The sequence below is a fragment of the Veronia nyctiphanis genome (assembly GCF_004116385.1).
Lineage (GTDB): Bacteria > Pseudomonadota > Gammaproteobacteria > Enterobacterales > Vibrionaceae > Veronia > Veronia nyctiphanis.
This window is the reverse complement of the sequence record NZ_PEIB01000018.1, coordinates 65,665-91,701: the sequence shown is the minus strand read 5'-3', so window position 1 is coordinate 91,701 and position 26,037 is coordinate 65,665. Positions and strand designations below refer to the sequence as shown.

Genomic DNA, 26,037 nt, shown 5'->3' with positions numbered 1-26,037 from the left:
ATGCAAAAAATTGAATTGTCCGATTTGGATGATGTCACATTTGACGGATTCGACTTCACGTACATTGATAATGATGGAGTCGCCATTCAAGTTCCAAATGGCTTGTTTTTAATAGCCACAGGGAAACTTGAACTGAATTTCAACGGATTGCCCGCACCTCTGTTCAGGCTGTTAGACAACTCAGGCATTTCTCCCGATATTCTAACCCACAATCTCAGCCTGATTGATCCTTTTAAGTCTTCATTACTGGAGAGTTATGAAGAGGCCATCACCCAAAGACGCAAGACGCTAGACGAACAACTGGCCGTCATTGAAAAGAATCTGACAGAAATGAACAGCGAGTTCTGTCAGAACGTGGCGATATGCGAAGAGTTCATCTCAGAATCAAAACGACAAATTGCCAAGATTCACAGAGAAATCGAACAATTTGAAACAAAGATCGCTATAGAAGCCAAAGAAATAGAGGTTTCGACACAGTTAATCATTGATTCGTTGAGACTCTTTCAATCAGATTTTAGTCACGATTCTGAACCCGCCTACCCTTATCGAAAAGCATTGCCGCCGGAAGCATCAGATAAATACAAAAGAATAATTGCTGACAAGCGTGAGACTCTCGAAGAGTCCGTGGAGGAAATTCCAGCAACCCTGCCTGAAACAAAGATTATTGGCCTCTATGGTGTTTTTACTGTTTTTGGCGGTGTCGCGAAATATACAGAAAATGCTGAAGCCATAATCCCTCTCAACCCTGGAGAAGTCGCCTCAGAGACTTTCTCTGTGGTCGCAAGAAATGGATCAACAAAAACCTTCAACTACTCGGTAACCGGCCTTGATGACCCATGCATTATAGATGGAGATTTAAATGGCGAACTTCATGAAGGTGGCACTCACGCAAATATCGAAGGCACACTGTCGATTCACGACCCTGATCCGAGCCACTCCCCTGTCTTCGATGATATCGCCATAACAGGTGCATACGGTCAGCTGTCTCTGGTCTCACACCAGTGGACATATTCACCGGATCCCTTGTTATTCGAAATGTTGTCTCAGGATGAAATCCAACATGAGCAATTTGAGCTAATTGCCACCGACGGCGCGCAAATTGGGCTATCCATCGCTCTGACCGGACAAGACACACAGACTTACCTGAGAGGTGCAACTAACAACACACTGGAGGCATTAGCGACCAGTGCTCAAGGAAAAATTTCGGCGTATGACCCAGATAATCCCGTTCAACCAACAATTGACGACACTGTCCTGACAGGTCACTACGGAGCCCTCACTCTCACCACAGATCTCAGCAACCCCTCAGAGAAGCAATGGGTTTATCAGGTATACCCCAATAGAATCGTGCCTCTTGGCGAGCAAGAGCTGGATACCGATGTCTTCACCGTTAACGCCTCCGATGGCACATCCCATCAAATTGCCATAACCGTAACAGGTACCGATGATATACCTGTAGTCTCGGGGGTATTAACTGCCGCAGCGACAGAAACTGACAGTGATCAGGCACCTGCGTCCACGTCTGGTGATGTTTACATAGCCGATGCAGACCTCACCGATACCCCAAGCTTTACCGATACGACCGTAACAGGCCAATACGGAACGTTAGTGCTGACCAATGGCCAGTGGGTCTACACCCTAGAACCAAGTCGTTCAGGCCATCTCACCACAGGTGATTCTGTTACCGACACGCTGAGATTGATCGCCACCGATGGCACTGAACAAATTATTACCATCGCCGTCACGGGCACAGACACTACCGCAATCATTAGCGGAGACAGTCAGTCGACGCTACTGAAACACCATGCGTCAGGCAGCGGTACAGTCAACCTTTATGACCCAGACGCTGCTACACAGCCCACCCTGCCCGACAAACAACACACAGGCAATTACGGCACCCTGACAACGCACACCGATGGTACCTGGCATTATGCCGTTGCAACAAACGATATCAGGCCGCTAAATGACAATGAGCAGGCGCAGGATATTTTCATCATCACTGCTTCTGATGGCTCGCAGCATCAAATTGTAATGACAGTAACGGGGGCCGATGATGCGCCCATTGTTTCTGGTCTTTTTTCCGCAGCAGCCACAGAAACTGACAGCGATGAGGCTGTCGCCTCGGTGTCGGGCACCTTAAGTATTCTTGACTACGACACTGCTGACAGCCCCTCTTTTGACGGCATTACCCAACCGGGGCAGTACGGCTCACTCGTTGTCAGTGGTGGGCAATGGACCTACACCCTTGATCGCGATAAATCCGGCCACCTGACAAGCGGAGACAATGTTCAGGATACGATCTATCTCTCAGCCACAGATGGCACGCAACAAATCATTACCATCAATATTGCAGGCTCAGACACTACCGCTGTCATAAGCGGAGACAAACAGTCGATGCTGTTGAAAACTGACACAACCGCGACTGGCAATGTTAGCCTGTTTGATCCCGATGCCGAAAACCAGCCGACCCTGCTAAATCAGCCATATGTAGGCACGTACGGTACATTGACCACCAACAGTGATGGTTCGTGGAGCTACGTTGTCGATCCGAGTGCCGTTGCAACATTGAATGACAACGAGCAGGCGCAAGATGTTTTCATCATCACCGCCTCTGATGGTTCACAGCATCAGATTGTGATGACAGTGACTGGTGACGAAGACACGCCAGTGGTGTCTGGGGTGTTCAACGCAGTGGCTACCGAAACCGACAGCGACGAGGCTGTCGCCTCAGTCACTGGCACGTTGGCGATCAGCGATGCAGACAATGCCGATACACCAAGCTTCACCGACACCACAGTCATTGGAACTTACGGCGAGCTAGTGCTGACCAACGGTCGGTGGACCTATAGCCTGAACCGCGACGACTCCGGCCATCTTAAATCGGGGGATACTGTCACCGATACGCTGACCCTTACTGCAACTGATGGTACGGAGCAACAGATCACCATTACCATAACGGGTAGCGACACCACCGCCGTTATTACAGGCGATAGCCAATCAACGCTGTTGAAAACTGACACCACCGCCACTGGTACGGTAAGTCTGTTTGACCCTGACAACACATCGCAGCCGACGCTTCCCTCTCAAGTGTTTATCGGCAACTATGGCACCCTAACCACCAACAGCGATGGCACATGGAGCTATGTCGTCAATGCTTCAGCGGTTGCAACGCTTAACGATGGTGAGCAGGCGCAGGACAGTTTTACGATAACGGCCTCTGATGGTTCGCAGCATCAAATTGTAATGACAGTCACGGGCGACGAGGACGCGCCAGTCGTCTCGGGAGATTTCACCGCAGCGGCCACTGAAACCGACAGCGACGAGGCAGTTGCATCGGTCACGGGTACACTCGCCATCAGCGATGCAGATAACGCCGATACACCCAGCTTTGCTGATACCACGGTCAGCGGCAACTACGGCGCATTGGTGCTTACTGGCGGTCAATGGGTATATACCTGAACCGCGATGATTCTGGCCATCTTACTGCCAGCGATACGGTCACCGATACGCTGACACTCACTGCAAGCGATGGTACAGAACAACAAATCATCATCACTATCACGGGAAGCGATACAACAGCCATTATAACAGGCGATAGCCAGTCGACCTTGTTGAAAACTGACACTAGCGCCAACGGCATCGTCACTATTTATGACCCAGATGCGCCAACCCAGCCAACGATGCCTAATCAATCGTTTACAGGGAGCTACGGTACCTTAACCACCAACAGCAACGGCACATGGAGCTATGTCGTCAACCCAAATGCGGTCGCGGTGCTGAACGATAACGAGCAGGTTCAGGACAGCTTTACCATTAACGCTTCAGATGGCTCTCAACACCAGATGCAGATGACAGTGACAGGTGACGAAGACGCGCCAGTGGTCTCTGGTGTGTTTACTGCCGCCGCGACCGAAACCGACAGCGACCAAGCGGTGGCCTCCGTCGCGGGCACGCTGTCAATCAGCGATGCTGACCGCAGTCACTCACCTGTGTTTAACAACACGACATTGAGCGGTACCTACGGCGAACTGGTACTGGCCAATGGCCAGTGGACATATACTCTGGATCGCGCAGGTCATGCGGGTCAACTCACCACAGGTGACATCGTCACCGAAACAATGACGCTGACCGCTACCGATGGCACCGAGCAAACAATCAGTATTACCATCACAGGTACTGACACCACAGCGATTATCAGTGGCGACAAGCAAGCGACGCTGCAAAAGACCGATACCAGCGCTAGCGGTACCGTGAATCTGTTTGACCCTGATGCGACAACACAACCCACACTGCCTAACCAAACACATGTAGGTACTTACGGTATCCTGACCACCAACAGCGATGGCACATGGAGCTATGCTGTTAACCCAAGCGCGGTGGCCACGCTGAATGATAATGAGCAGGTTCAGGACAGCTTCACCATTACTGCTTCTGATGGCTCGCAGCATCAGATAGTTATGACGGTGACAGGTGATGAAGACATCCCTGTCGTCACAGGTGATTTCATCGCAGCAGCGACTGAAACCGACAGCGATGAGGCCGTCGCCTCGGTGTCAGGCACATTGGGGATCAGCGATGCCGACCGCAGCGATTCGCCCGTGTTCAATAACACCACAGTGAATGGCACCTACGGCGAACTGATACTGACTAATGGGCAGTGGACCTACACTTTGGATCGTGCTGGCCAGGCCGGCCAACTGACAACGGGTGATACTGTTACAGAAACAATCACTCTCACCGCTACCGACGGCACTGAGCAAACAATCGGTATTACCATTACAGGTACCGACACCACCGCCATTATCAGTGGCGACAAGCAATCTACACTGCTCAAGACCGATACCACCGCCAGCGGTACTGTCAGCCTATTTGATCCCGATGCGTCAATACAACCCACGCTGCCTAACCAAGCGCACACAGTACTTACGGTACTCTGACCACCAACAGCGATGGCACATGGAGCTATGTCGTCAACCCAGATGCGGTCGCGGCGCTAAACGATAACCAGCAGGCTCAGGACAGTTTCACTATCACCGCCTCTGACGGCTCGCAGCATCAAATAGTGATGACAGTGACTGGGGATGAAGACGCACCTGTTGTCTCCGGTGTTTTCAGTACAGCCGCCACAGAAACGGATAGCGATGAGGCAGTGGCCTCGGTCTCTGGGACGTTAGGGATCAGCGATGCCGATAATGCAGATAGCCCCAGTTTTACGGATACCACGGTGGATGGTACCTACGGCTCATTAGTGCTAACCAGCGGCCAATGGGTCTATACTCTGAATCGCGATGACTCAGGCTACCTCACTGCCAGTGATACCGTCACAGACACGCTGACCCTCACCGCCACTGACGGTACTCAGCAACAAATTACCATCAGTATCACAGGTACCGACACCACCGCCATCATCAGTGGCAACAAGCAATCTACACTGCTCAAGACCGAAACGACCGCCAGCGGCACTGTCAGCCTGTTTGACCCCGATGCGTCAACACAACCCACACTGCCTAACCAAACGCACATAGGTACTTACGGCACACTGACGACCAACAGCGATGGTACTTGGAGCTATGTCGTTGACCCCAGTGCCATTAAAGCACTGAATGACGATGAACAGACTCAGGATACCTTTGCTGTCACGGCGTCTGATGGCTCAGAGCATCAAATCATCATTACAGTAACAGGTGATGAGGATGCATCCGTCATTAGCGGTGTGACCAGCGGAAGCGTTGCTGAAGATGATGCAGATCTCATCGCTCAGGGTCAGCTCTCGATTACAGATGAGGACACCAACGATAGTCCGAGCCTCATAAACACAACACTTACGGGGCAATACGGTACATTTGATCTTAATAATGGGCATTGGACATTTACCGCCAATAACAGTGCTCTGCAACCCTTAGACCAAGGTCAGACTGCGCAGGATACGTTTACCGTCAACGCCAGTGACGGCAACTCGGAGCTCGTCACTATAACATTGACAGGCGTCGAGGACGCCTCGTCAGTCGGTGGCACTCATACCGGATCTGTGACCGAAAATAGCCTCGGACCTTTCTCAATTTCTGCCGGAGCATTGGCAACAGGTGCGACAACCACCAGCAATACGTCAAGTCATATCCAAATCGCAGGCGTCCCCTACATACTGACAACTAACGTTGGTTACAACGGCCTAGTGACATTTCACCGTGTCGAAAACGACGGTTCGGTCACTGAATCAGACCGCATGTTTTATGACTCATCGCAGGGTACCGTTGCCACGACCTTGTCTGGAAGCATTACGAGCGATGTTCAGAGTTTTGGCCTCCCACTCGACGCCTTGGGTAACGGCCTGACTGCATCGAACATCTATGATGTGACTGGCCAGACAACCCTCTTTCTGACATCACAAAACAGCGGATCCATATCGGTGTGGCACATCTCCGACACTGGAGAGTTATCTTTCCATGGCGGGAAAACATTTGGCCACTCACAGCCTTCTACAAATGGCGGGATAGTTCGCGAAAATATCCTTTATGAAGCGCCGGGTGGCACCTTTTACATCTATGCCACGCGTCCACAGAACGACCGTATCGATGTCCTTACTTACAACCCAACAACGGGGGCTATCAGTGAAACGGGAACCACTATTTCTGCCGGAGACAATGTATCCAGTCTGGATTTACTGACGCATGGCGGTAATACCTATCTGTTCTCCGCATCAAACGATACGCTCAACGTTTATGCCATTGACGAAAGCAATGGCGGGCTGACGCTGGAAACCAGCAACACATTCGACCTAGGCAGTAACCACTCAGTCAATACTCACCAAACCGAAAATGGTGACAGTTTCATTCTCGCCAGCGGCGATGACAACAAAATATCGCACCTTTACCAGCTCGAAAACGACGGCTCAATCACCCAGCGAGACTCCTTAGATTCGGGTTTTTCCTATCATTCGTCTCCGACAGAAGTTGATAACCATCTGATCTTTGTGTGTGAGAGCGAATCAGGCGGTGTAGACCTTTTCACCATCGGCGCAAACCATCGATTCCAGCACTTGAAGCACCTCTCAGGCTTTGACAATGATGACGCTGTACCGCAGCTGGTTGTAACGGAAAACGGCAACTTCTATCTGGTGGATATCAACGGTGTGTTCACCTCACAAGCGCTGACCATCACTGATCTCACGCCGCAAGCCACTGGAACACTGACCATTTCAGACCCAGATGCTAACGACACACCGACATTTCAGAATACTAACGTTGACGGTACGTACGGCTCCTTATCACTGACAGATGGCACGTGGGTTTATAGCGCAGCAGCACATAGCGTTGCGCCCCTGACTGACGGACAAGTAGTTCACGATACCCTGACGCTCACTGCAACAGATGGTACTCAGCAAAATGTCGTCATCACCCTCACTGGCGTTGATTTTAATGCGGCAACATCTCTAACCAGTCTTGCGGGTGACGGCATTATTAACAGCACGGAGGCCTCAGGCACCGTAAATATTGAAGGTCAGTTTGGCCATGCCATTGCTGGCGATACGGCAGAGTTCGTGGTTAATGGCAGTGTTTTCACTTATACATTCACCGAAACCGACATCCAAAATGGTGGTACGTTTACCATCGCCGTGAGTGGTCAAGATCTTGCTACGGTTACCACAGCAACACTCATGCTGATACGAGACGGTCAAACACTGCTTGAGAATGATTATACCTACTCGGTGGACACCGACGCCCCTCAGACACCCGCAACATCTGTGGCGCTTTCACAAATCGGAAACGCAACAAACACAATTGGTGCGGCAGATCTAAACAATGGCAACATCACTGTCGCGGGTTCCATTTCCGGCGAATTTACCACGGGCGACACTGTGACAGTGTCGGTAGCCGGCAGTGTGATCGCGACAGGGACTATCGCATCGAGCGGCGTATTTGATTTCGCAGTTGAAAATAGTCTGTTGATATCTGACACATCACTGACCGTGACTGTCAACGCCACTGATGTCGCTGGGAATGTCGGCCAAATCACTCATACATCTGCTTACACCTTTACCCTCACAGACTTCCTCAGCATCAATCCAATCAGCAATGACAACACCATTAACCTATCTGAATCAGGCGCAACTCTCCCAATATCTGGTCAGTTCTCACTCGCTCAAGTGGGTGACATTGCTCAAACCACGATTAATGGTCAGCAGTACAGCCATACTTTGACCTCTGACGACATCTCGAATGGCGGAGTGTTCTCTCTTGATGTAGCAGGATCGGTACTCGCTGATAACAACAACCTCACGGTCGAGATCTTCCGAAGTTCACAGAAACTTTTCAGCAAAGAACATAGCTACAGTACTGACTTGACTGCCCCCGGAGAGCTTGTCGAAGGCTCACAAGCAGTAGTCAACACCTACACATATAACCAACAAATAAAGCCGACTATCGCCAGTTTTTCTGACGGCAGCTATATCGTTGCATGGCAGTCGTTTGGGCAAGACGGAGACAGATGGGGAATATACGGTCAGCGATACGACGCATCGGGCACAAAACTGGGTAACGAATTCCAACTGCACAATAACACCTATAAAGATCAGGAAAGGGTAAAAATCGCCGTTTTCTCTGACGATACATTTATCATTGTTTATGACACCAATGCTAGCGATGACCACAACATAGCTGCCAGAAAGTTCAGTTCAGATGGTACGCCTCTGGGTTCTGAGTTCATCATCAATACCAACACCTATGGGACACAAGCAGAACCGGATATTACAGCACTGGCGAATGATCGCTTCGCTGTCACATGGCGCACCTCTGACGGCTCAGGAAATGGTGTTGCTTGCCAATTATTTAACGCCGACGGTTCAACGGTTGGCAATGAAGTACTGGTAAACACCTACACAACCAGCGGCCAAGAATGGCCGCAAATTGCACCTTTTTCTGATGGCGGCTACGTCATCACCTGGCAATCAAATGATCAAGATGGTCAATACAAAGGCGTATACGCACAACGCTTTGATCACCTTGGTAACAAAGTCGGTGTTGAAACACTTGTTAATACGACAACATCAGGCGAGCAAAGCGATCCTGCCGTCACGGCCCTCAATAATGATAGCTATGTGATCGTATGGCGAGACTATGATATTGCCGCAGGCACCTTCGATATTCAGGGACAGATTTTTTTGTCCGATGGCACTCCCTTAGGCAGCGAATTCCAGATTAATACCACCACTTCAATCAACAGTGACGACGAGCAAATAGACGACCCTCATGTTACCCATTTAAGTGATGGTGGCTTTGCAGTGACGTGGTCTGAAATCGTTTATACGTATAGCGAGAGAAATATTTATCTCCAAAGGTTCTCTGCGTCAGGTGACAAGGTAGGCGATGAAATCGCGGTATCCGAGAGCATAGGTGCACCCCAGGCGTCAGAGCCTTTCCTAACCACCACAAACAACGGACAACTGTTAGTAACATGGAGTCTTGATACTGGCGGAATTGATGACATCGTTGTCAAAAACTATACCTTATCTACAAGCCTGTCGATAACTGAGGTCGCTGGCGCTGATTTCATTGTTACAGAAAATGAGCTTGTCGCTGACAACGTCACCATAACAGGTAAAGCGAACGGTGAATTTTCTGCCGGAGATGCCGTCACAATCTGGGTTACGGGGACACAGATTGGCACAGGTAGCGTTGACGCCAATGGCGACTTTACAACAACAGTGCCAATCTCGACTCTTGTCGACACCAGCACATTAACAGTGAAATTGGCGGCATCTGACACGGCAGGCAATGTCAGCTCGATTTCATCAACCGCCGACTTCGCCATCGATCACGACAGCTTCCTTACCATTGATTCGGTCACTCCCGATAACATTGTGAATATTGCTGAGTCGCAAACGACTGTTGCAGTCACAGGTCTGTATTCAATTGCCAGTGCGGGTGATGTTGTTGATGTAACCTTGAATGGTGCGACCTACAGCCATACCGTTACCACGGCGGAAGCCAACGCAGGTGGGTATTTTACCCTCAGTGTGAATGGCTCTGATTTAGCGGCAGACAACAGCCTATTAGTATCTTTGAGTCATGGCGGTGCGCAAATTACGTCACAAACAACCGCCTACACTGTCGATGTTTCCGCACCCACAGCCTTAACAATAGGTAGTGAGCAAACCGCCAATACCTACCTCACAAACAATCAGCTCTACCCAGCCTCAGCCTACTTTTCTGACGGAAGTTTTGTCGTACTGTGGGAATCCGCATTGCAAGACGGCGACGGAATGGGCATTTTTGGCCAGCGTTACGATGCTTCTGGCAATAAAGCAGGAGCTGAATTTCAGTTAAACATCAGTACAACAGATTATCAGGACTCGGTTTCTGTCACTGTATTTTCCGATGATACATTTATCGCGGCTTGGAAATCCGAGCATCCCAGTGGTTCCAATACGACAGAGTTTGTTGGAAGAAAATATGACAGTGATGGCACACCACTGACTGGGGAATTCACTCTGAAGTCTTCATCAGAGTCTCAATATCAACCCCAAATCACCGCCCTACCAAACGACAGTTACATAACCACATGGGTGTCTAATGAAAAAAGCGCTACTTCAGACATCGTGTCACAGCATTTTGATGCAAATGGCAACAAGCAAGGTAGCGAGATTATTGTCTCTTCAGACACAAGCCGTAACCAGTGGGATCCAAAAGTTGCTGTATTCTCTGATGGTGGCTATGTCGTCACATGGTACGCATGGAGTGTGTATGATGGCGGTAACCTAGACTACCGGGTCTTCGCACAACGTTTTGACAGCAGTGGTAACAAACTTGGTGGTGTTGACACCGTTCACACCACACACAAAGGGGATAATCACTACCCTGATATCACGGTGTTAAAAGACGACAGTTACGTCATTGTCTGGCAAAGTGAAAACGATCGCTCCAACCCCACAACATACGACATTCATGGTCAACGCTTCTACAAAGACGGCACGCCTTTTGGTAGCGAATTTAAAGCCAATGCTGTGACAGCAGACTATGGCCAAAATGAGAAACTACAACGCCCATCAGTCACTGGTTTGAATGACGGCGGCTATGCTATTGCCTGGGAGTTTAAAGACACCTCACCCGATACCAGCAATATCCTCCTACAGCGGTTCTCACCCATCGGTGAGAAAATCGGTGATGAGTTGACCGTATCGACAGGCGAGGCTGGCTACACGGCACGACCACAACTATCGACTAACCCTGATGGCACCGTATTGGTTGCATGGGGCGAAAAAGTTGCTGGCTACGATGATGTTAAGACCAGAGCCTATTCGATGTCGACACACTTGTCGATCGAGGGTATTGGTAGCTCGGATTATATCGTTGACAATGCTGATCTCAGCGCAGGTAATATACCCGTTTCAGGTAAGGCAATCGGCGAATTTTCTGATGGAGACACAGTGACAATCTGGGTGGACGGTACTCAGATCGGCTCAGGTAACATCGATGCGTCCGGCAATTTCTCTGTCGGCGTGCCACTTTCCAGCATATCGTCACACACGGAACTAACGGCAAAACTGTCCGCCTCTGACACCGCTGGCAATATAGGTATCATACCAGCCACATCGTCTTACTCGATTGATATTGACAGTTTTCTGATTATCAATGCCTTAACTGGCGATAACACGATCAACATTACCGAGTCACAAGCCAGTGTCGATGTCACTGGTCAGTATGTATTAGCGAAAACTGGCGATACTGTTGATGTCGCGGTGAACGGCAACACATACACTCATACATTTACTAGCACGGAAGTTGCCGCAGGGGGTAGTTTTTCCATCTCGGTGAATGGTTCTGATTTGGCGGCCGACAGCGATATTGCAGTCTCGGTTTCAAGCGGGGGCTCAGACGTTGTCAGCAGAACACACCCATACAACATAGATCTCACCCCACCCTCTGTGCTTGGTGTCAGCGAAACCGTCACCGCTAACACGTATTTACCCAGCTTTCAGGGATTTCCAACCCTTGAGCACTTTTCCGACGGTAGCTATGTGGTGGCGTGGCAATCTTATGACCAAGATGGTGATGAATATGGTATTTTCGCCCAACATTTTGATGCCAAAGGGAACAAATCTGGCAGCGAATATCAATTAAATACCTCAATCGTCGATTTCCAGTCTGATGTCAGTCTCACCGTGTTCTCTGACGATTCCTTTATCGCAACTTGGCATAGCTATCACAATGGCGTTTCGAAGCCAGACCATGTTATGGGAAGAAAATTCAGTCAGGACGGCACCCCCTTGACTGACGAACTCAATTTCAATGTCTCCACATCAAGTAATTACCAACCGCGGGTCACAGCACTAGCCGACGATAGCTATGTGCTCTCATGGCACTCGTCAAGCGTCATCAAATCTCAGCGTTTTGATGCCGATGACACAAAGCAAGGCAGTGAAACAACCGTCAATACCTCACCAAATGCACGTTATGCTGAGAGTGATGCCTTCTCTGACGGCGGCTACATCATTACATGGTTTGCAGGCGATAATGTCGACGGACAATATGATGGTGTTGTCAAACAGCAGTTTGACAACAGTGGCAACAAAGTAGGCAGTGAAACCGTCGTCAAGACCCACGTAAGTGGTTATCAGGAATATCCGTCAGTAGCCGTATTAGCGGACGACAGTTATGTGGTGGTTTGGTTGAATGACAATCAGTACTCAAACACCTCAGACATTTGCGGCCAACGTTTCAATCGGGACGGGTCAAAAATTGGCAACGAGTTTACCATCAACGCTGAAGCCGCAGACAGTAACAACTATGAAGAAGTCAAATACCCTGACGTCACTCCCCTCAGTGATGGCGGTTTTGTGGTGGTCTGGGAGTATCTTGAATCCAATCTTGATAAAACGCATGTCCACGCCCAACGCTTTTCCGCCGATGGGCAAAAAGTGGGTAGCGAGCTGATTGCCTCACATAATGCCCCTGAAACCTATAGTGCCCGGCCGCATATTTCTGCATCAGACTCAGGAAAAGTGACCGTCGCTTGGGGCGAGTATGTCGATGGCACCAAAGATGTCATGCTCAAAACCTACTCGTTGCCCATCACCATAGAGGTTACCCAACTCTCGGGCACAGATTTTACCCTTGATAACACGGATAAAACCGCAGGTACCGTCACCATCGAAGGAAAAGTCTTTGGCGATTTCTCAGTTAACGATCCCTTTACGTTATCGATAGACGGTCATCAAATTGGGTCAGGGAATATAGACGATCAGGGTAACTTCACCGCAACTGTCGCCTTTTCTGACCTGAAAGACCATACGGCACTGGACGTCAGTGTGGCCGCCACTGACGAATCAGGCAATACAGGGACCGTATCATCTTCTGCCCCTTACACCGTCAATCATGATGTTTTCCTGACCATTGATGATGTCACCAACGACAACCTCATCAATATCGCCGAATCACAAACCACGGTTGGTATTACGGGTCAATATTCGATTGCCAGTGCTGGCGACATCATTGAAGTCTTGTCCAATGGCACCACCTATAGCCATACGATGACGGCTGCTGAAGCCAATGCAGGTGGGTATTTCACGGTGAACGTCAATGGTGCCGACTTAGCCGCAGAAAGAAGCATGACAGTGTCTGCGAAGAAAGGTGGCAACGAGGTTGTTGCACGTGCTCATGATTATAAACTCGACCTTTCTGCCCCGGCGGAGCTAGCCATAGGTAGCGAACAAACCGTTAATACTCATCAGGACGATATTCAGTGGAGCTCTAAGGTCGCACACTTTTCTGACAACAGTTTTGTCGTAGCGTGGGAATCAAGAGACCAAGATAGCGGTGATTGGGGTATTTTCGGCCAGCTTTATGACGCAGCTGGCAATAAACAAGGGAATGAGTTTCAGCTAAACACCGATACCGCGGAATATATTTGGTCGGTTGATCTTGCAGTGTTCTCCGATGACACCTTTATGGCCGTTTGGGGATCAGAGAATAGTACAGGCGATGTAAACAAGCATGCTGGGCGACGCTTTGATAGCGATGCGAATCCTCTAACGGATGAATTAGTACTCCACTCATCGTCATCTTCACAGTACTCACCCCGTATTTCTGCCTTGCCAGATGACCGTTATATTATGGCCTGGACATCAAGAGAATACAGTTCCAATTACAACCTTATTGCTCAGATTTTCAACACCGATGACACCAAGCAAGGCAGCGAAACATATATAACATCAGAAACAAATCAACACCTGTGGGAACCAAAAATCGCCGTATTTTCTGATGGTGGCTATGTTATTACATGGTACGGATTGCACACAGTGGGGAAATATCATGTTTTTGCACAACGTTTTGATAGCAACGGCAACAAGGCTGGCGACACAGATATCGTGCAAACAACGCTGTTGGGGCACAACGACTACCCAGACGTCACTGTGCTACCCGATGATAGCTATGTCATCGTTTGGCTAAGTGATAAAGAAGGGACGCCTACAACTCATGATGTCCACGGTAGACGCTATCACCGTGACGGCACGCCTTACGGTGATGACTTTATAATTAACACCACCTCTGCCGATGGCAGTCAAGGAGAAAACCTACGCCATCCGGCTGTCACCTCGCTAATTGATGGCGGGTTTGCGGTTACCTGGAACCTGACCGGCCCATCCAGCACCAGCAACGTTTATGTACAGCGGTTCTCATCAACCGGAGATAAGGTTGGCGATGTGTTGAACGTTTCTTCAGCTGATAACACCTCCGGCTCGACGGAGCTGGACCTTTCCACCGCATCGGATGGCACCCTTCTGGTCACCTGGGCAGACACTAGCAATGGAACAGATGATGTCAAGGTTCGCGCCTACGGCATGACATCTTTATCAATAACCAGCATTGGCGGCTCAGATTTCGACCTGAGCAACGATGACCTCACTTCAGGCCAGATCGCTATCGTGGGTAAGGTTATTGGTGAGTTTACCGACGGCGATCCCGTCACACTGAAGATAGGGAGTACGCAGGTTGGTACCGGAAGTGTAGACAGTGCTGGTATTTTCTCGATAAACGTACCGATGATTGACATGTTCAGCGGTACAACCTTAACCACTGAATTGGCCGCGTCTGACTCTGCCAACAACGTTGGGACAATCCAAACCTCCACCCCCTTCTCTATCGATTACGACAGTTTCCTTATTCTCGACGTGACTCCCGACAACGTCATAAATATTGCCGAGTCACAAACCACGGTCAGTGTATCAGGGCAATACACGGTCGCGAATGCAGGCGATGTTATTGAAGTCTCTGCCAATGGCACGACCCATAGCCATACGATGACTGCCGCTGAAGCAAGTGCGGGTGGGTATTTCACGATTGACGTCAATGGAGCCGATTTAGCCGCTGAAAGCAGTATCTCAGTGTCTGTCCAGCATGATGGTTCTGAGGTGATGAACCGTTCCCACAGCTACAACGTCGATCTCAACGACCCGTCCTCGATTCAGGCCAGCGAGACAACCACCGTTAATACACACTTAGAGAGCTTCCAAGGTATTTCGACCAACGCATACTTCTCTGATGGCAGCTATGTCGTCGCATGGCAATCCTATGATCAGGATGGTGATGACTATGGGGTTTTTGCCCAACACTATGATGCCGATGGCAACAAAGTTGGCACGGAATATCAGCTCAATGCCAACACCGCGAATACTCAATATGATATCAGTCTGACTGTACTGAGCGACGATTCGTTTGTCGCATCGTGGATTACCTATGCAGACAATGATAATGACATCGCTATCAGGAAGTTTGACCACTCAGGAAACGCATTAACTGACGAGTTAACACACGAAACAACCCATGGGGTTGGCCATCAACCCAGAGTCATCGCGCTCGCTGATGACAGCGTGGTACTCACGTGGAATCACTCAAATGACATTGTTTCTCATGTTTTTAATGCTGATTTAAGTTCAAAAACTAACGACATCTCAGTCAACGCTTCTGACCATGCAAGTTTTTACCCGGAAACCGCGGCGTTTTCTGATGGTGGCTATGTCACCGTATGGCATGCCCACGATCTCGACGGCCACCAAAACGGCGTGGTGATGCAGCGTTTCGACGGGAATGGACAAAAGATTGGTAACCAAACCGTTGTCAATACGGCCATCACTGGCGACCAAGAGTATGCCTCCGTTACCGTGCTGGATGACAATAGTTATGTGGTGGTCTGGCTTAACGAAAACGCATCACAAAATACCACCGATATATCTGGACAGCGTTTCAGTCAAGACGGTACACCACTTGGCAGCGAGTTCACCGTCAACAACGTCACCGCCGATGGGGATCAGAGCGAAGTAATACAATACCCTGACATCGCCAGCCTCAGTGACGGTGGTTTTGCGGTTACTTGGGAGTTTGCTGATGCAGCCGACCAGTCAACAGACATAGTTGCGCAGCGTTTTTCTTCTGCAGGCCAAAAGGTCGGTGATAAAATCGTTGTTTCAGAAGATGCCACATGGTCATTAAACTCCCGCCCTCACATCTCAGGCTCAGACGACGGGAAAATGATGATCACGTGGGGCGATGTTACCAGCAACGAAGAAGACGTTAAGCTTAAAACTTACACCTTGCCCGTCATCATCAAGATCACCAGCATATCGGGCGCCGACTTTACCCTCGATAACACGGATAAAACCGCAGGCAATGTCACGATAGAAGGAAAAGCATCAGGCGACTATTCAACAGGTGATACCATTACCTTATGGATTGACAGCACACAGGTAGTTTCTGCCACCTTAGATGCAACAGGAAACTTCAGTGCTCAAGTAGCGTTTTCTGACATGGTCGATCACAGTGCATTACGTGCACAACTTGTCGCATCTGACTCCGCTGGCAACACAGCAACTACCTCTTCAGTTGACACGCATTACACGATCGAACACACAAGCTTCGTGACCATAAACCCGGTGACTCCCGATAACCAAGTTACCATTTCAGAAGCACAAAGCGCCATCAGCATCACAGGGCAATATTCTATCGGTAAAACAGGTGACGTTATTGAAGTGTCGTCCAACGGGAATACCTTCAGCCACACACTCACAAGCAGTGACGTCAGTGCAGGCGGTGTGTTTTCAATTGACATACTAGGTTCAGATCTTTACGCAGCTTCGTCACTTGACGTCAGTGTCTCTCGAAACGGGTCGACGCTTGGGACGAAAAATCATAGCTATCAGATTGACCCCATCGTTTCCTCTGTGTCTGACACAACGATTGATGAGGGTCAGAACACAACCATTACAGTCACTCTTAGCCATGCATCTCCCCTTGGCGGAAGAATTTGGCTCGACGCATTGAATGATTCTGCGCTGGGCGTTGATGACCACAGCGAGACCTTATATGTTGATTTCAACGACGGACATGGTTGGCGTGATAAGGGCGATTTCGCTTTAGGTCAGTGGGTTGATGTTCCCGCCAACACGTCCACATTCAGCGTGAAAGTCGCGACGGTGGATGACAATATCTACGAGGGCCCTGAGAGCTTTACCCTTCGCGCCAATGCGGAAGGTCAGTCTCAAGTGATAAGCACCGTCACGCTCAATGACAACGAATCGCCGCCAACTCTTCATGGAACGGGCGTTAGAATTCAACACGGCTCAGAGAATGCAGCAACTCACGACGAAGGTCCCGGCTGGCAATTTACGACCACACACCCTTCCGATGAAGACATGAATGTCACCATTGCGTTCAACGATTATTTCTACTCTGGCAGCTTTGGTAACTTTGAATCACAACTTTATGCCGAAGACATCAACGGAAACCCTCTTTCCCCTGTTGGAGCAAACGACGGACTCTGGAGCATTGGTAGCACTGTCTCAGGGACTAACTTTTTCGTCACACTGCCTGCCGGGCAGACTGCCCTCCGTGTCTTTATCAAACCGAAAGACGATAGTGTCTATGAGGGCAACGAACAAATATTCCCCTTCGCCTTCCTCAACGGCTCGCAGGGTAACGGACAAACAGCTACGTTAAACGACGACGCTGACAAACCAATAGTAAATGCTCTGACTAAAATTCAGGATGGCATTGAAGGAACGACCATGGCAGGTTGGACCTTAGCGCTATCAAACACATCCATCACTGATACTGTCGTGAGAGTGTATCTTGACGATACAATTCATCAAGTTTCCCAAGCAGATGATTACACCGATAGGGTATACATTTACTCAATGACAGATGCGATAGTTGGCGAGGCAATATTCAATGAAACGAACAAAGCTGATATTGCTGTACCCGCAGGTGAGACAGGCCTGAAGTTCTACATACAGCCCACAAACGACGATATTTACGAAGGCAACGAGACGATAAAGCTCAAAGCACGCGCTCTTTATAACCAGAGTGATTATGTTGCCTCCGAAGAAGCCTCTTTCAACGATGATGCCGACAAACCAACAGTAGTATCTGTTTCCGATGTCACAGTCGAGGAAGGACAGTATGCGACGGCTACCGTCACATTAAGTAACACATCCACCACAACGACCCGTGTTTGGGTGGATGCTTATCCTATATCAGCTAACGAAACTGATGACTGGAACAGCAGCGAGCTTTGGGTAAATTTTGACAGCAGCAGTTGGGTCAAGGTCGCAAGTGATTTTTATACGGGAAACTGGATTGACGTACCAGCAAACACCGCATCGTTTCAGTTACGTATGAGCACAACCAATGACAATGTCTATGAGAGCACTGAAGGATTCGTCATTGGGGCCAACGTCGAAGGACAAACTCAGGTAGGTGGTACTGTCACGCTCAATGACAATGAATCACCGCCAACTCTTCATGGAACAGGCGTAAAGATTCAAAACGGCATGGAGAATGCTACAACTCACGATGAGGGCCCTGGCTGGCAATTCACGACCACGCACCCTTCCGATGAAGACATGAATGTCACCATTGCGTTCAACGACAATTTTTACTCTGGCAGCTTTGGTAACTTTGAATCACAACTTTATACCGAAGATATTAATGGAAACCCTATCTCCCCTGTTGGTGCCAGCGACGGACTCTGGGACGTTGGTAGTTTTTCCTCAGGGGCTAACTTTTACGTCACCTTGCCTGCCGGGCAGACTGCCCTCCGTGTCTTTATCAAACCAAAAGACGACAATGTGTATGAGGGCAACGAAAAAATATTCCCCTTCGCTTTCCTCAATGGCTCGCAGGGTAACGGACAAATGGCCACGCTTGACGATGAGGCCGATAACCCAACCGTCACGTCGCTGACGACGCTCCCTCATCAAGGTGTTGAAGGCGGAGACTGGCCAGGCTGGACGCTGAACCTATCAAATACCTCTCAGTCAGACACTGTCGTCAGGCTTAACGTTGATGACGCCCTGCATCAGGCTACGTTCCTTGAGGACTACACGGGCACTATCGATATTTACAACATGGCTGATGTAAAGATAGGCACCGTAACCCTACAACTCAGCAATAACTGGGAGGCAGACATCGCTGTACCTGCTGGTCAGACTGGCTTGAAACTCTACGCCCACCCCACCAACGACGATATTTATGAAGGCAACGAGACGATAAAACTCAAAGCAAGGGCTTTGTCTACGCAGAGCAACTATATCGTCTCAGAAGAAGCGACTTTCAACGATGATGCCGATAAACCAACCGTGGCATCTGTTTCCGATATTACGGTTGAAGAAGGCAGCGATGCTGTTGTCACCGTAACCCTGAGTAATATGTCCACCTCTATAACTAGAGTTTGGGTAGATGCTTACCCAGGTTCAGCTGATGAAGCCAATGACTGGAACAGCAATGATTTGTGGGTGAATTTCGATGGCACGAACTGGGTGCAGGCACCGGGTGATTTCTATTTGGGAAATTGGATCGACGTGCCTGCCAACACCGCATCTTTTCAGGTGCGGATGGGCACCACAAATAACAATGTCTTTGAAAATAACGAGGCATTCGACATTAAAGTGCGCACTGAACATGAAGCCTCCCTTGCCCAATCAGGCACAGTTACCATTACTGATGTCGATGACACACCAAATGTGACGAGTGTCTCCAGCCACACAGTCAGTGAGGGAGGCTATGTAGAACCGATTGCTGTCACTCTCAGCAATGCCTCGACATCTCCGATATCTATCGAACTAAATCTTGACGGTGGCACCTCATCTGCAGAAGACGGTGATTACTCTGGCGATGAATTTTGGATCCGTTATAACGGCGGAAGTTGGCAAAAATACGAACACGACATAGTTTATGGCCATGTTTTCAACGTGCCTGCAAACGTCGATGCGTTTGAAGCTAAGTTAGTAACCATTAATGACAACGTGTATGAAGGTGATGAAAATTTCTACGCGTGGTTTAGGGTCGACGGTGACACGTGGGATAGCGCAACTGACAAAGGCGTAATCACTATTACTGATGCTGACGATACACCGCGTGTTACCCAGATTTCTTACCTTTTAGACGTGACAGAAGGCCAAAGCCCTAATTGGAATAAATGGTCGCTACAACTTTCGAATGCCGCATCGTCGGACCATCTTGTTGAAATCGGCTTTAATGATTTTGAGCATTCCGCGACGTTCGGTTACGATTACTCGGGCAAGATTCACGTCTTCACTGCCGCAGGCACCTCTCTGGGCGAGTTCACGCTCAACGCTGGCAACGGCTATAAAACTTGGGTAACGGTGCCTTCTGGTGTATCGGAGCTGCATGTCAGCGCTGAGATACTGGATGATACGCTTTATGAAGGCCATGAAAACATTGCGATTTTGGCCCACACAGACGGGCAAAACTGGGTTAAGTCATCAGCCTCAATCATTTGGGATCACCCTGACAATCCCACAGTGTCATCAGTGACACACCTGCAAGATGGTGTAGAGGGTGGTGGTGCTTGGCCGGGCTGGACTCTCAACCTCTCAAATGCATCAATCTACGATACAGTTGTGAAACTCAATGTCCAAGATGCACTCCATCAAGCTACATTTTCGCAAGATTATTCTGGCGTCATCCGCATCTACTCTTTAGATAATGTTTATCAAGGCGAAATAACACTGAATGCCAGCAATAGCTGGGTGGCTGACATAACCGTATCAGCAGGCATAACGGGCCTGAAGTTATACGCAGAGCCGCTTAACGACAGCACGTACGAAGGAAATGAAACATTAAAAATCAGGCAAGAGCTGCCGATACGCAAACAAGTTGGGTTGACTCTGCAACGGCGGTGATTAATGATGACGCCGATATACCGCGTATCACTCAAATCGCAAATATTAACGGTACGGCAGAAGGAAGTACCTATCCTTGGAATAAATGGTCTGTTCAACTTTCTCACCCTGCCACGTCAGACCGAACCGTAGAACTGGCTTTTAACGATTCCGGCCATCAGGCGATGTTTGGTGACGATTACTCGGGAAGACTTCACGTCTATACATCCGCTGGCGGTTGGGTTGGTGAGTATTATTTAAATGCCAGCAACAGCTATACAGCATCCATCAACGTTCCTGCTGGTATTACTGACTTGCATGTCAATGCCGAAGTAAGCAATGACAACGTATATGAAGGAAATGAAACCTTCGTGATTTATGGCCGCACAGACGGCCAGGGTTGGGTCACATCCGCTGATTCAATCATTACTGATGACCAAGACATCCCTGTCGTTTCAACCATCAACTCTTTACAATCAGGTTCAGAGTCAAGCTGGCCCGGTTGGACACTTAACCTGTCCAACGCATCCACCACCTCCACCGTCATCAGACTGAATGTTAACGACGGCCTGCATACCGCGGATATTCTCAGTGATTACACGGGAAAACTCACTATCTGGAACAGCGCTGGCACCGTAAAAATCGGTGAATTGGTGCTCAATTCGAGTAACGCCTATGCCGCGGATATTGCTATCCCGGCGAATCACAGCAGCGTCCTCATTTATGCCGAGCCAATGAATGACGACATATACGAGGGCACAGAAACACTCACCATTCAAGCCAGAGCGCTTTACAATCAAGCCAGCTATATCACGTCGCAACCATCCAACATTGATGACAGTGACGACAGACCGAGTGTTACTTCAGTATCAGACTATACGGTTGTCGAAGGTGGATATGCAGAACCTGTAAACGTGACATTAAGCAAAGTTTCAGCGCTAACGACACGTGTAGAGGTCTATTTAGACGATGGTTCGGCAACAGTCGGAGGTGGTGATTTCTCAGAAAGCGAGTTCTGGGTGCGTTTCAATGGGGGCAGTTGGGTCAAACACTCGGGGACTATTGGCAGCGGCCACACCATTGACGTACCTGCGGGCGTAACATCATTCGAACTGAGTTTTGACACCCATGATGACAATATTTACGAGGGCAACGAGAACTATTCGGTATGGGTGAGAGTTGAGGGGGACAGTTGGAACGGAACGTCAGGTAGAGGGTACATTACGTTGAACGATGACGCTGATAAACCCACGGTTTCGTCTGTATCCAGCACCACAGTCACCGAAGGGCAAGATGCCATTGTCACAGTGTCGCTAACCAACGCCTCAACGAGTGCGACGTCGGTCTGGCTAGATGCATGGAATGGCTCGGCGTTGGGCGGCAACGTTGACCATTATGAAACACTTTATGTGGATTTTAATGATGGCAATGGCTGGCAAAACAAAGGGAGCTTTGCTTCAGGCCAGTGGCTGAGTGTCCCCGCCAACACGTCAAGCTTTAGTGTAAAAGTAGGCAGTGTAGATAATTCAGTAAATGAAGCCACGGAGAGCTTCACCATCAGGGCAAATGCAGAGAACCAATCACCCGTTATTGGCACAGTCACCATCAACGATAACGATCCGATGAGTGTCACGAGTGTATCAAACTTCACGGTGGCCGAGGGCGGTTACGCAGAGCCTGTTACCGTTACACTCAGTACAACCTCGACACAGACAACACGCGTTGAAATTAATCTAGATAATGGATCTGCGACAACAGCGGACGGCGATTACTCCGACAGTGAATTTTGGGTTCGCTACCCGGCTGGCAGTTGGCAAAAATATACGGCCGATGTTGGAAGCGGATATATTATTGACGTCCCTGCCGGTTATTCATCTTTCGAACTCAGCTTAAAAACACTGAATAACAATGTTTTTGAAGGCAACGAGAACTTTTCAGTGTGGGCAAGAGTTGAGGGTGAATCTTGGACCGGGAGCAAGCACAAAGGCGTTATAACGCTCACCGATGATTCTGATAAACCCACTGTTTCGTCTGTATCCAGCACCACAGTCACCGAAGGTCAAGACGCCTCTGTTACCGTTACGCTCAGTAACACCTCAACCAGCGCAACATCAATATGGCTCGATGCCTGGAATGGCTCGGCGTTGGGCGGCAACGTTGACCATTATGAAACACTTTATGTGAATTTTAACGACGGCAATGGCTGGCAAAACAAAGGGAGCTTTGCTTCAGGTCAGTGGCTGAGTGTCCCCGCCAACACGTCAAGCTTTAGTGTAAAAGTAGGCACTGTAGATAATTCAGTAAATGAGACCACGGAGAGCTTCACCATCAGGGCAAATGCAGAGAACCAATCACCCGTCATTGGCACAGTCACCATTAATGATAATGACCCGATACATGTCAGCAACGTGTCAAACGTGTCTGTCACCGAGAATGGCTATGCCTACCCTGTTGTCACTCTCAATAGGTCTTCAGATCAAACAACACGCGTTCAGATTGATCTTGACTCGGCATCTGCCGCAGCAGGCAGTGATTTTTCTGAGAGTGAGTTCTGGGTGCGTTTTGGTAGTGGAAGTTGGCAACACCATACTGGCAACATCGGGAGCGGCTACACAATAGATGTACCCGCTGGCCATTCCTCGTTTGACCTAAGCTTCAAAACACATGACGACAACGTTTATGAAGGCAACGAAACCTTTTCAGTCTGGGCGCGTGTAGAGGGCGATAGCTGGAATTCATCGTCAGGTAAAGGCGTTGTGACTATCAGTGATAATGATTCAGCGCCCGTACTGACATCAAACCTCAGTAACATTAACGCATGGGAAGGACATACCCCCTTCCACACGTTCACAATGAGCAGTCAATCGGCCAACACAACTAATGTCACTCTTCAGTACCAAAACGGCACTGCAAGTGCGGGCTACGATTTCAACAGCCAACTCAAGTATCGTGTGAGTGGGACATCCTCCTGGTCTAACTATACGTCGTCCGGCATTAACCTTGCGGCTAATACAAATTCCTTTGATGTATTGGTAGAAACGTATGAAGACAGCCATTACGAAGGCGGAGAAAAATATACCCTCAAGGCGTCGACACAATACCAAAGTGGTTGGGCATCTGCTGGTGTCACCATCTTCGATAATGACGCCGTAACGCGAAATAGCGAGGGGCTCTGGGATCTCAATGGTGTCAAACAACTACAAATCAGAATGCAAAATCTCTGGAATGGCGGTTGGCCGAAAATGCAAAGTAGCCTTGGCTACTATGTGATGGACAACAATGGAAACATCATTGATGTCGAGGTCATGATTTCAAGAATTGCCGACTACAATAACGGCAGCAAAAACGTCACCGCCTACGTCAATAATGCGGCATCCATGGGGCTGTTTCTAATTCCAGATGGTGCCAACTTCGGTTACACCACAGGCGATGCATCAATTTCACTGACCAATGACGGCGCAAAAATAACCCAAGGCAATAAAACTCACTATGTTCTTCTTTCCGAAGGATACAAAAATCATGGTGGTTTTGATAATGAGTTGATTTCAGGCACAGAATCAAAGTGGGAAGATATACCCGGCGGGTGGTTTACAATGCCTTGGCCCTTACCAGCCCTTGGTCCTGATTACGCGGACGTTAGCCTGAATGTTGAGGTGAAAGCGTATGACTTTGTTACACCGATTGTCATCGACCTCGATGGGGACGGCATTCAGACCTTGTCATCAGATGTTTCACACATTCATTTTGATTTAAATGCCGATGGTGTATCCAGAATCACTGGCTGGGTCAGTAACAGTGACGCCTTTCTCGTGTGGGATAAAAACCGGGATGGTGTAATTAATGACGGCAGTGAAATGTTCGGTGAAGGAACCCTACTCAGCAATGGCGAAAGGGCGCAGGACGGTTTTCAGGCACTTCGAGAGCACGATGTAAATGCAGATGGAAAAATTGACATTACAGATGCAATCTTCCCGAAACTGAATGTCTGGGTTGATAAAAACACCAATGGATTAACAGACGTTGGAGAACTTATCTCTCTTGCTGAAGCGAACATTGCTTCTCTCAACCTCAACTTAGAAACTTCGAATACGGTAAATAACGATAACCTCATTAGTTTAATCGGCAGCTACACAACAATTGACGGGAAAGAATATGAGTATGCCGACGTTTGGTTCCGACAACGCATGCCGGAGATTTCCGCCTCAGAGACTGCTGACACTTCGTCGACAGATGACACTGCACAAACTGAATTCGCTTCCCCTGATCTACAAAAAAATGCGCCAGTAAGCGGGTTTGTGCCTGATGATTTCTTTGCCAAGACCGAGAAAGACATACAAAGCATTGATACTGTCATTAATGCAACGGAAAGCCCCCGCATGTGGCCATATCCAGCTTTGGAAGAAGAACAGCAAGCGCTGGCGATTTTAAATGGTGCAACGCAGTCACGCGTCACTCTCCCACCAACGACCAGCTACCTTGAACCGCAAACCGTTCAGATTGCACGCCCAATGTTTGAGGGAAAAGCATCGGCAGGAGCTGAGGTCTCTATTGAGCTGCTCGAACAACAGCTACACACTCATGCCGACGATAACGGCGACTGGGCATTTACCCTGCCAGCAGGTATTTCATTGGCTGAAGGCGGAAATGATTACACTCTGTCTATCCAGCAACGCGATGGTTCCAGCGACATTATGTATGGCCGAGTTATCTTCGATCGTGAAGATTTCACCAACACAAAAAGCAAGAAGACAGGTTTTGCTGCGCCCGTTCATAGCAAAGCACCGTCGTTAGACATACCTGAAAATGCCGAAGTCGTGAGTGACCCCTACCCACTCTTTTATGGCGATACTGAACCAGGAGCGTAG

The 26,037-nt window shown here is 49.0% G+C and carries 4 protein-coding genes; all 4 read left to right on the top strand.

Translation table 11 applies throughout. The features are described from left to right. The 4 genes from CS022_RS14820 to CS022_RS14805 are packed head-to-tail and all read left to right on the top strand — an operon-like array spanning position 1 to position 26,037. The gene (locus CS022_RS14820) at positions 1 to 3,459 is read left to right on the top strand and encodes a VCBS domain-containing protein (RefSeq protein ID WP_129122948.1); all 3,459 of its coding nucleotides are present in this window, start codon (positions 1 to 3) and stop codon (positions 3,457 to 3,459) included. Then, positions 3,444 to 4,937, top strand: coding sequence for a VCBS domain-containing protein (locus tag CS022_RS14815; RefSeq protein ID WP_129122947.1), 1,494 nt, complete (start codon positions 3,444 to 3,446; stop codon positions 4,935 to 4,937). Before CS022_RS14820 ends, CS022_RS14815 begins: the two co-directional genes overlap by 16 nt. Further along, positions 4,934 to 21,193, top strand: a complete 16,260-nt coding sequence (locus CS022_RS14810; RefSeq protein WP_235869530.1) for an Ig-like domain-containing protein — start codon at positions 4,934 to 4,936, stop codon at positions 21,191 to 21,193. Before CS022_RS14815 ends, CS022_RS14810 begins: the two co-directional genes overlap by 4 nt. Continuing rightward, positions 21,190 to 26,037: a Calx-beta domain-containing protein gene (locus CS022_RS14805; protein ID WP_129122945.1), complete on the top strand. Its 4,848-nt coding sequence runs from the start codon at positions 21,190 to 21,192 to the stop codon at positions 26,035 to 26,037. The genes CS022_RS14810 and CS022_RS14805 overlap by 4 nt, the downstream gene beginning before the upstream one ends.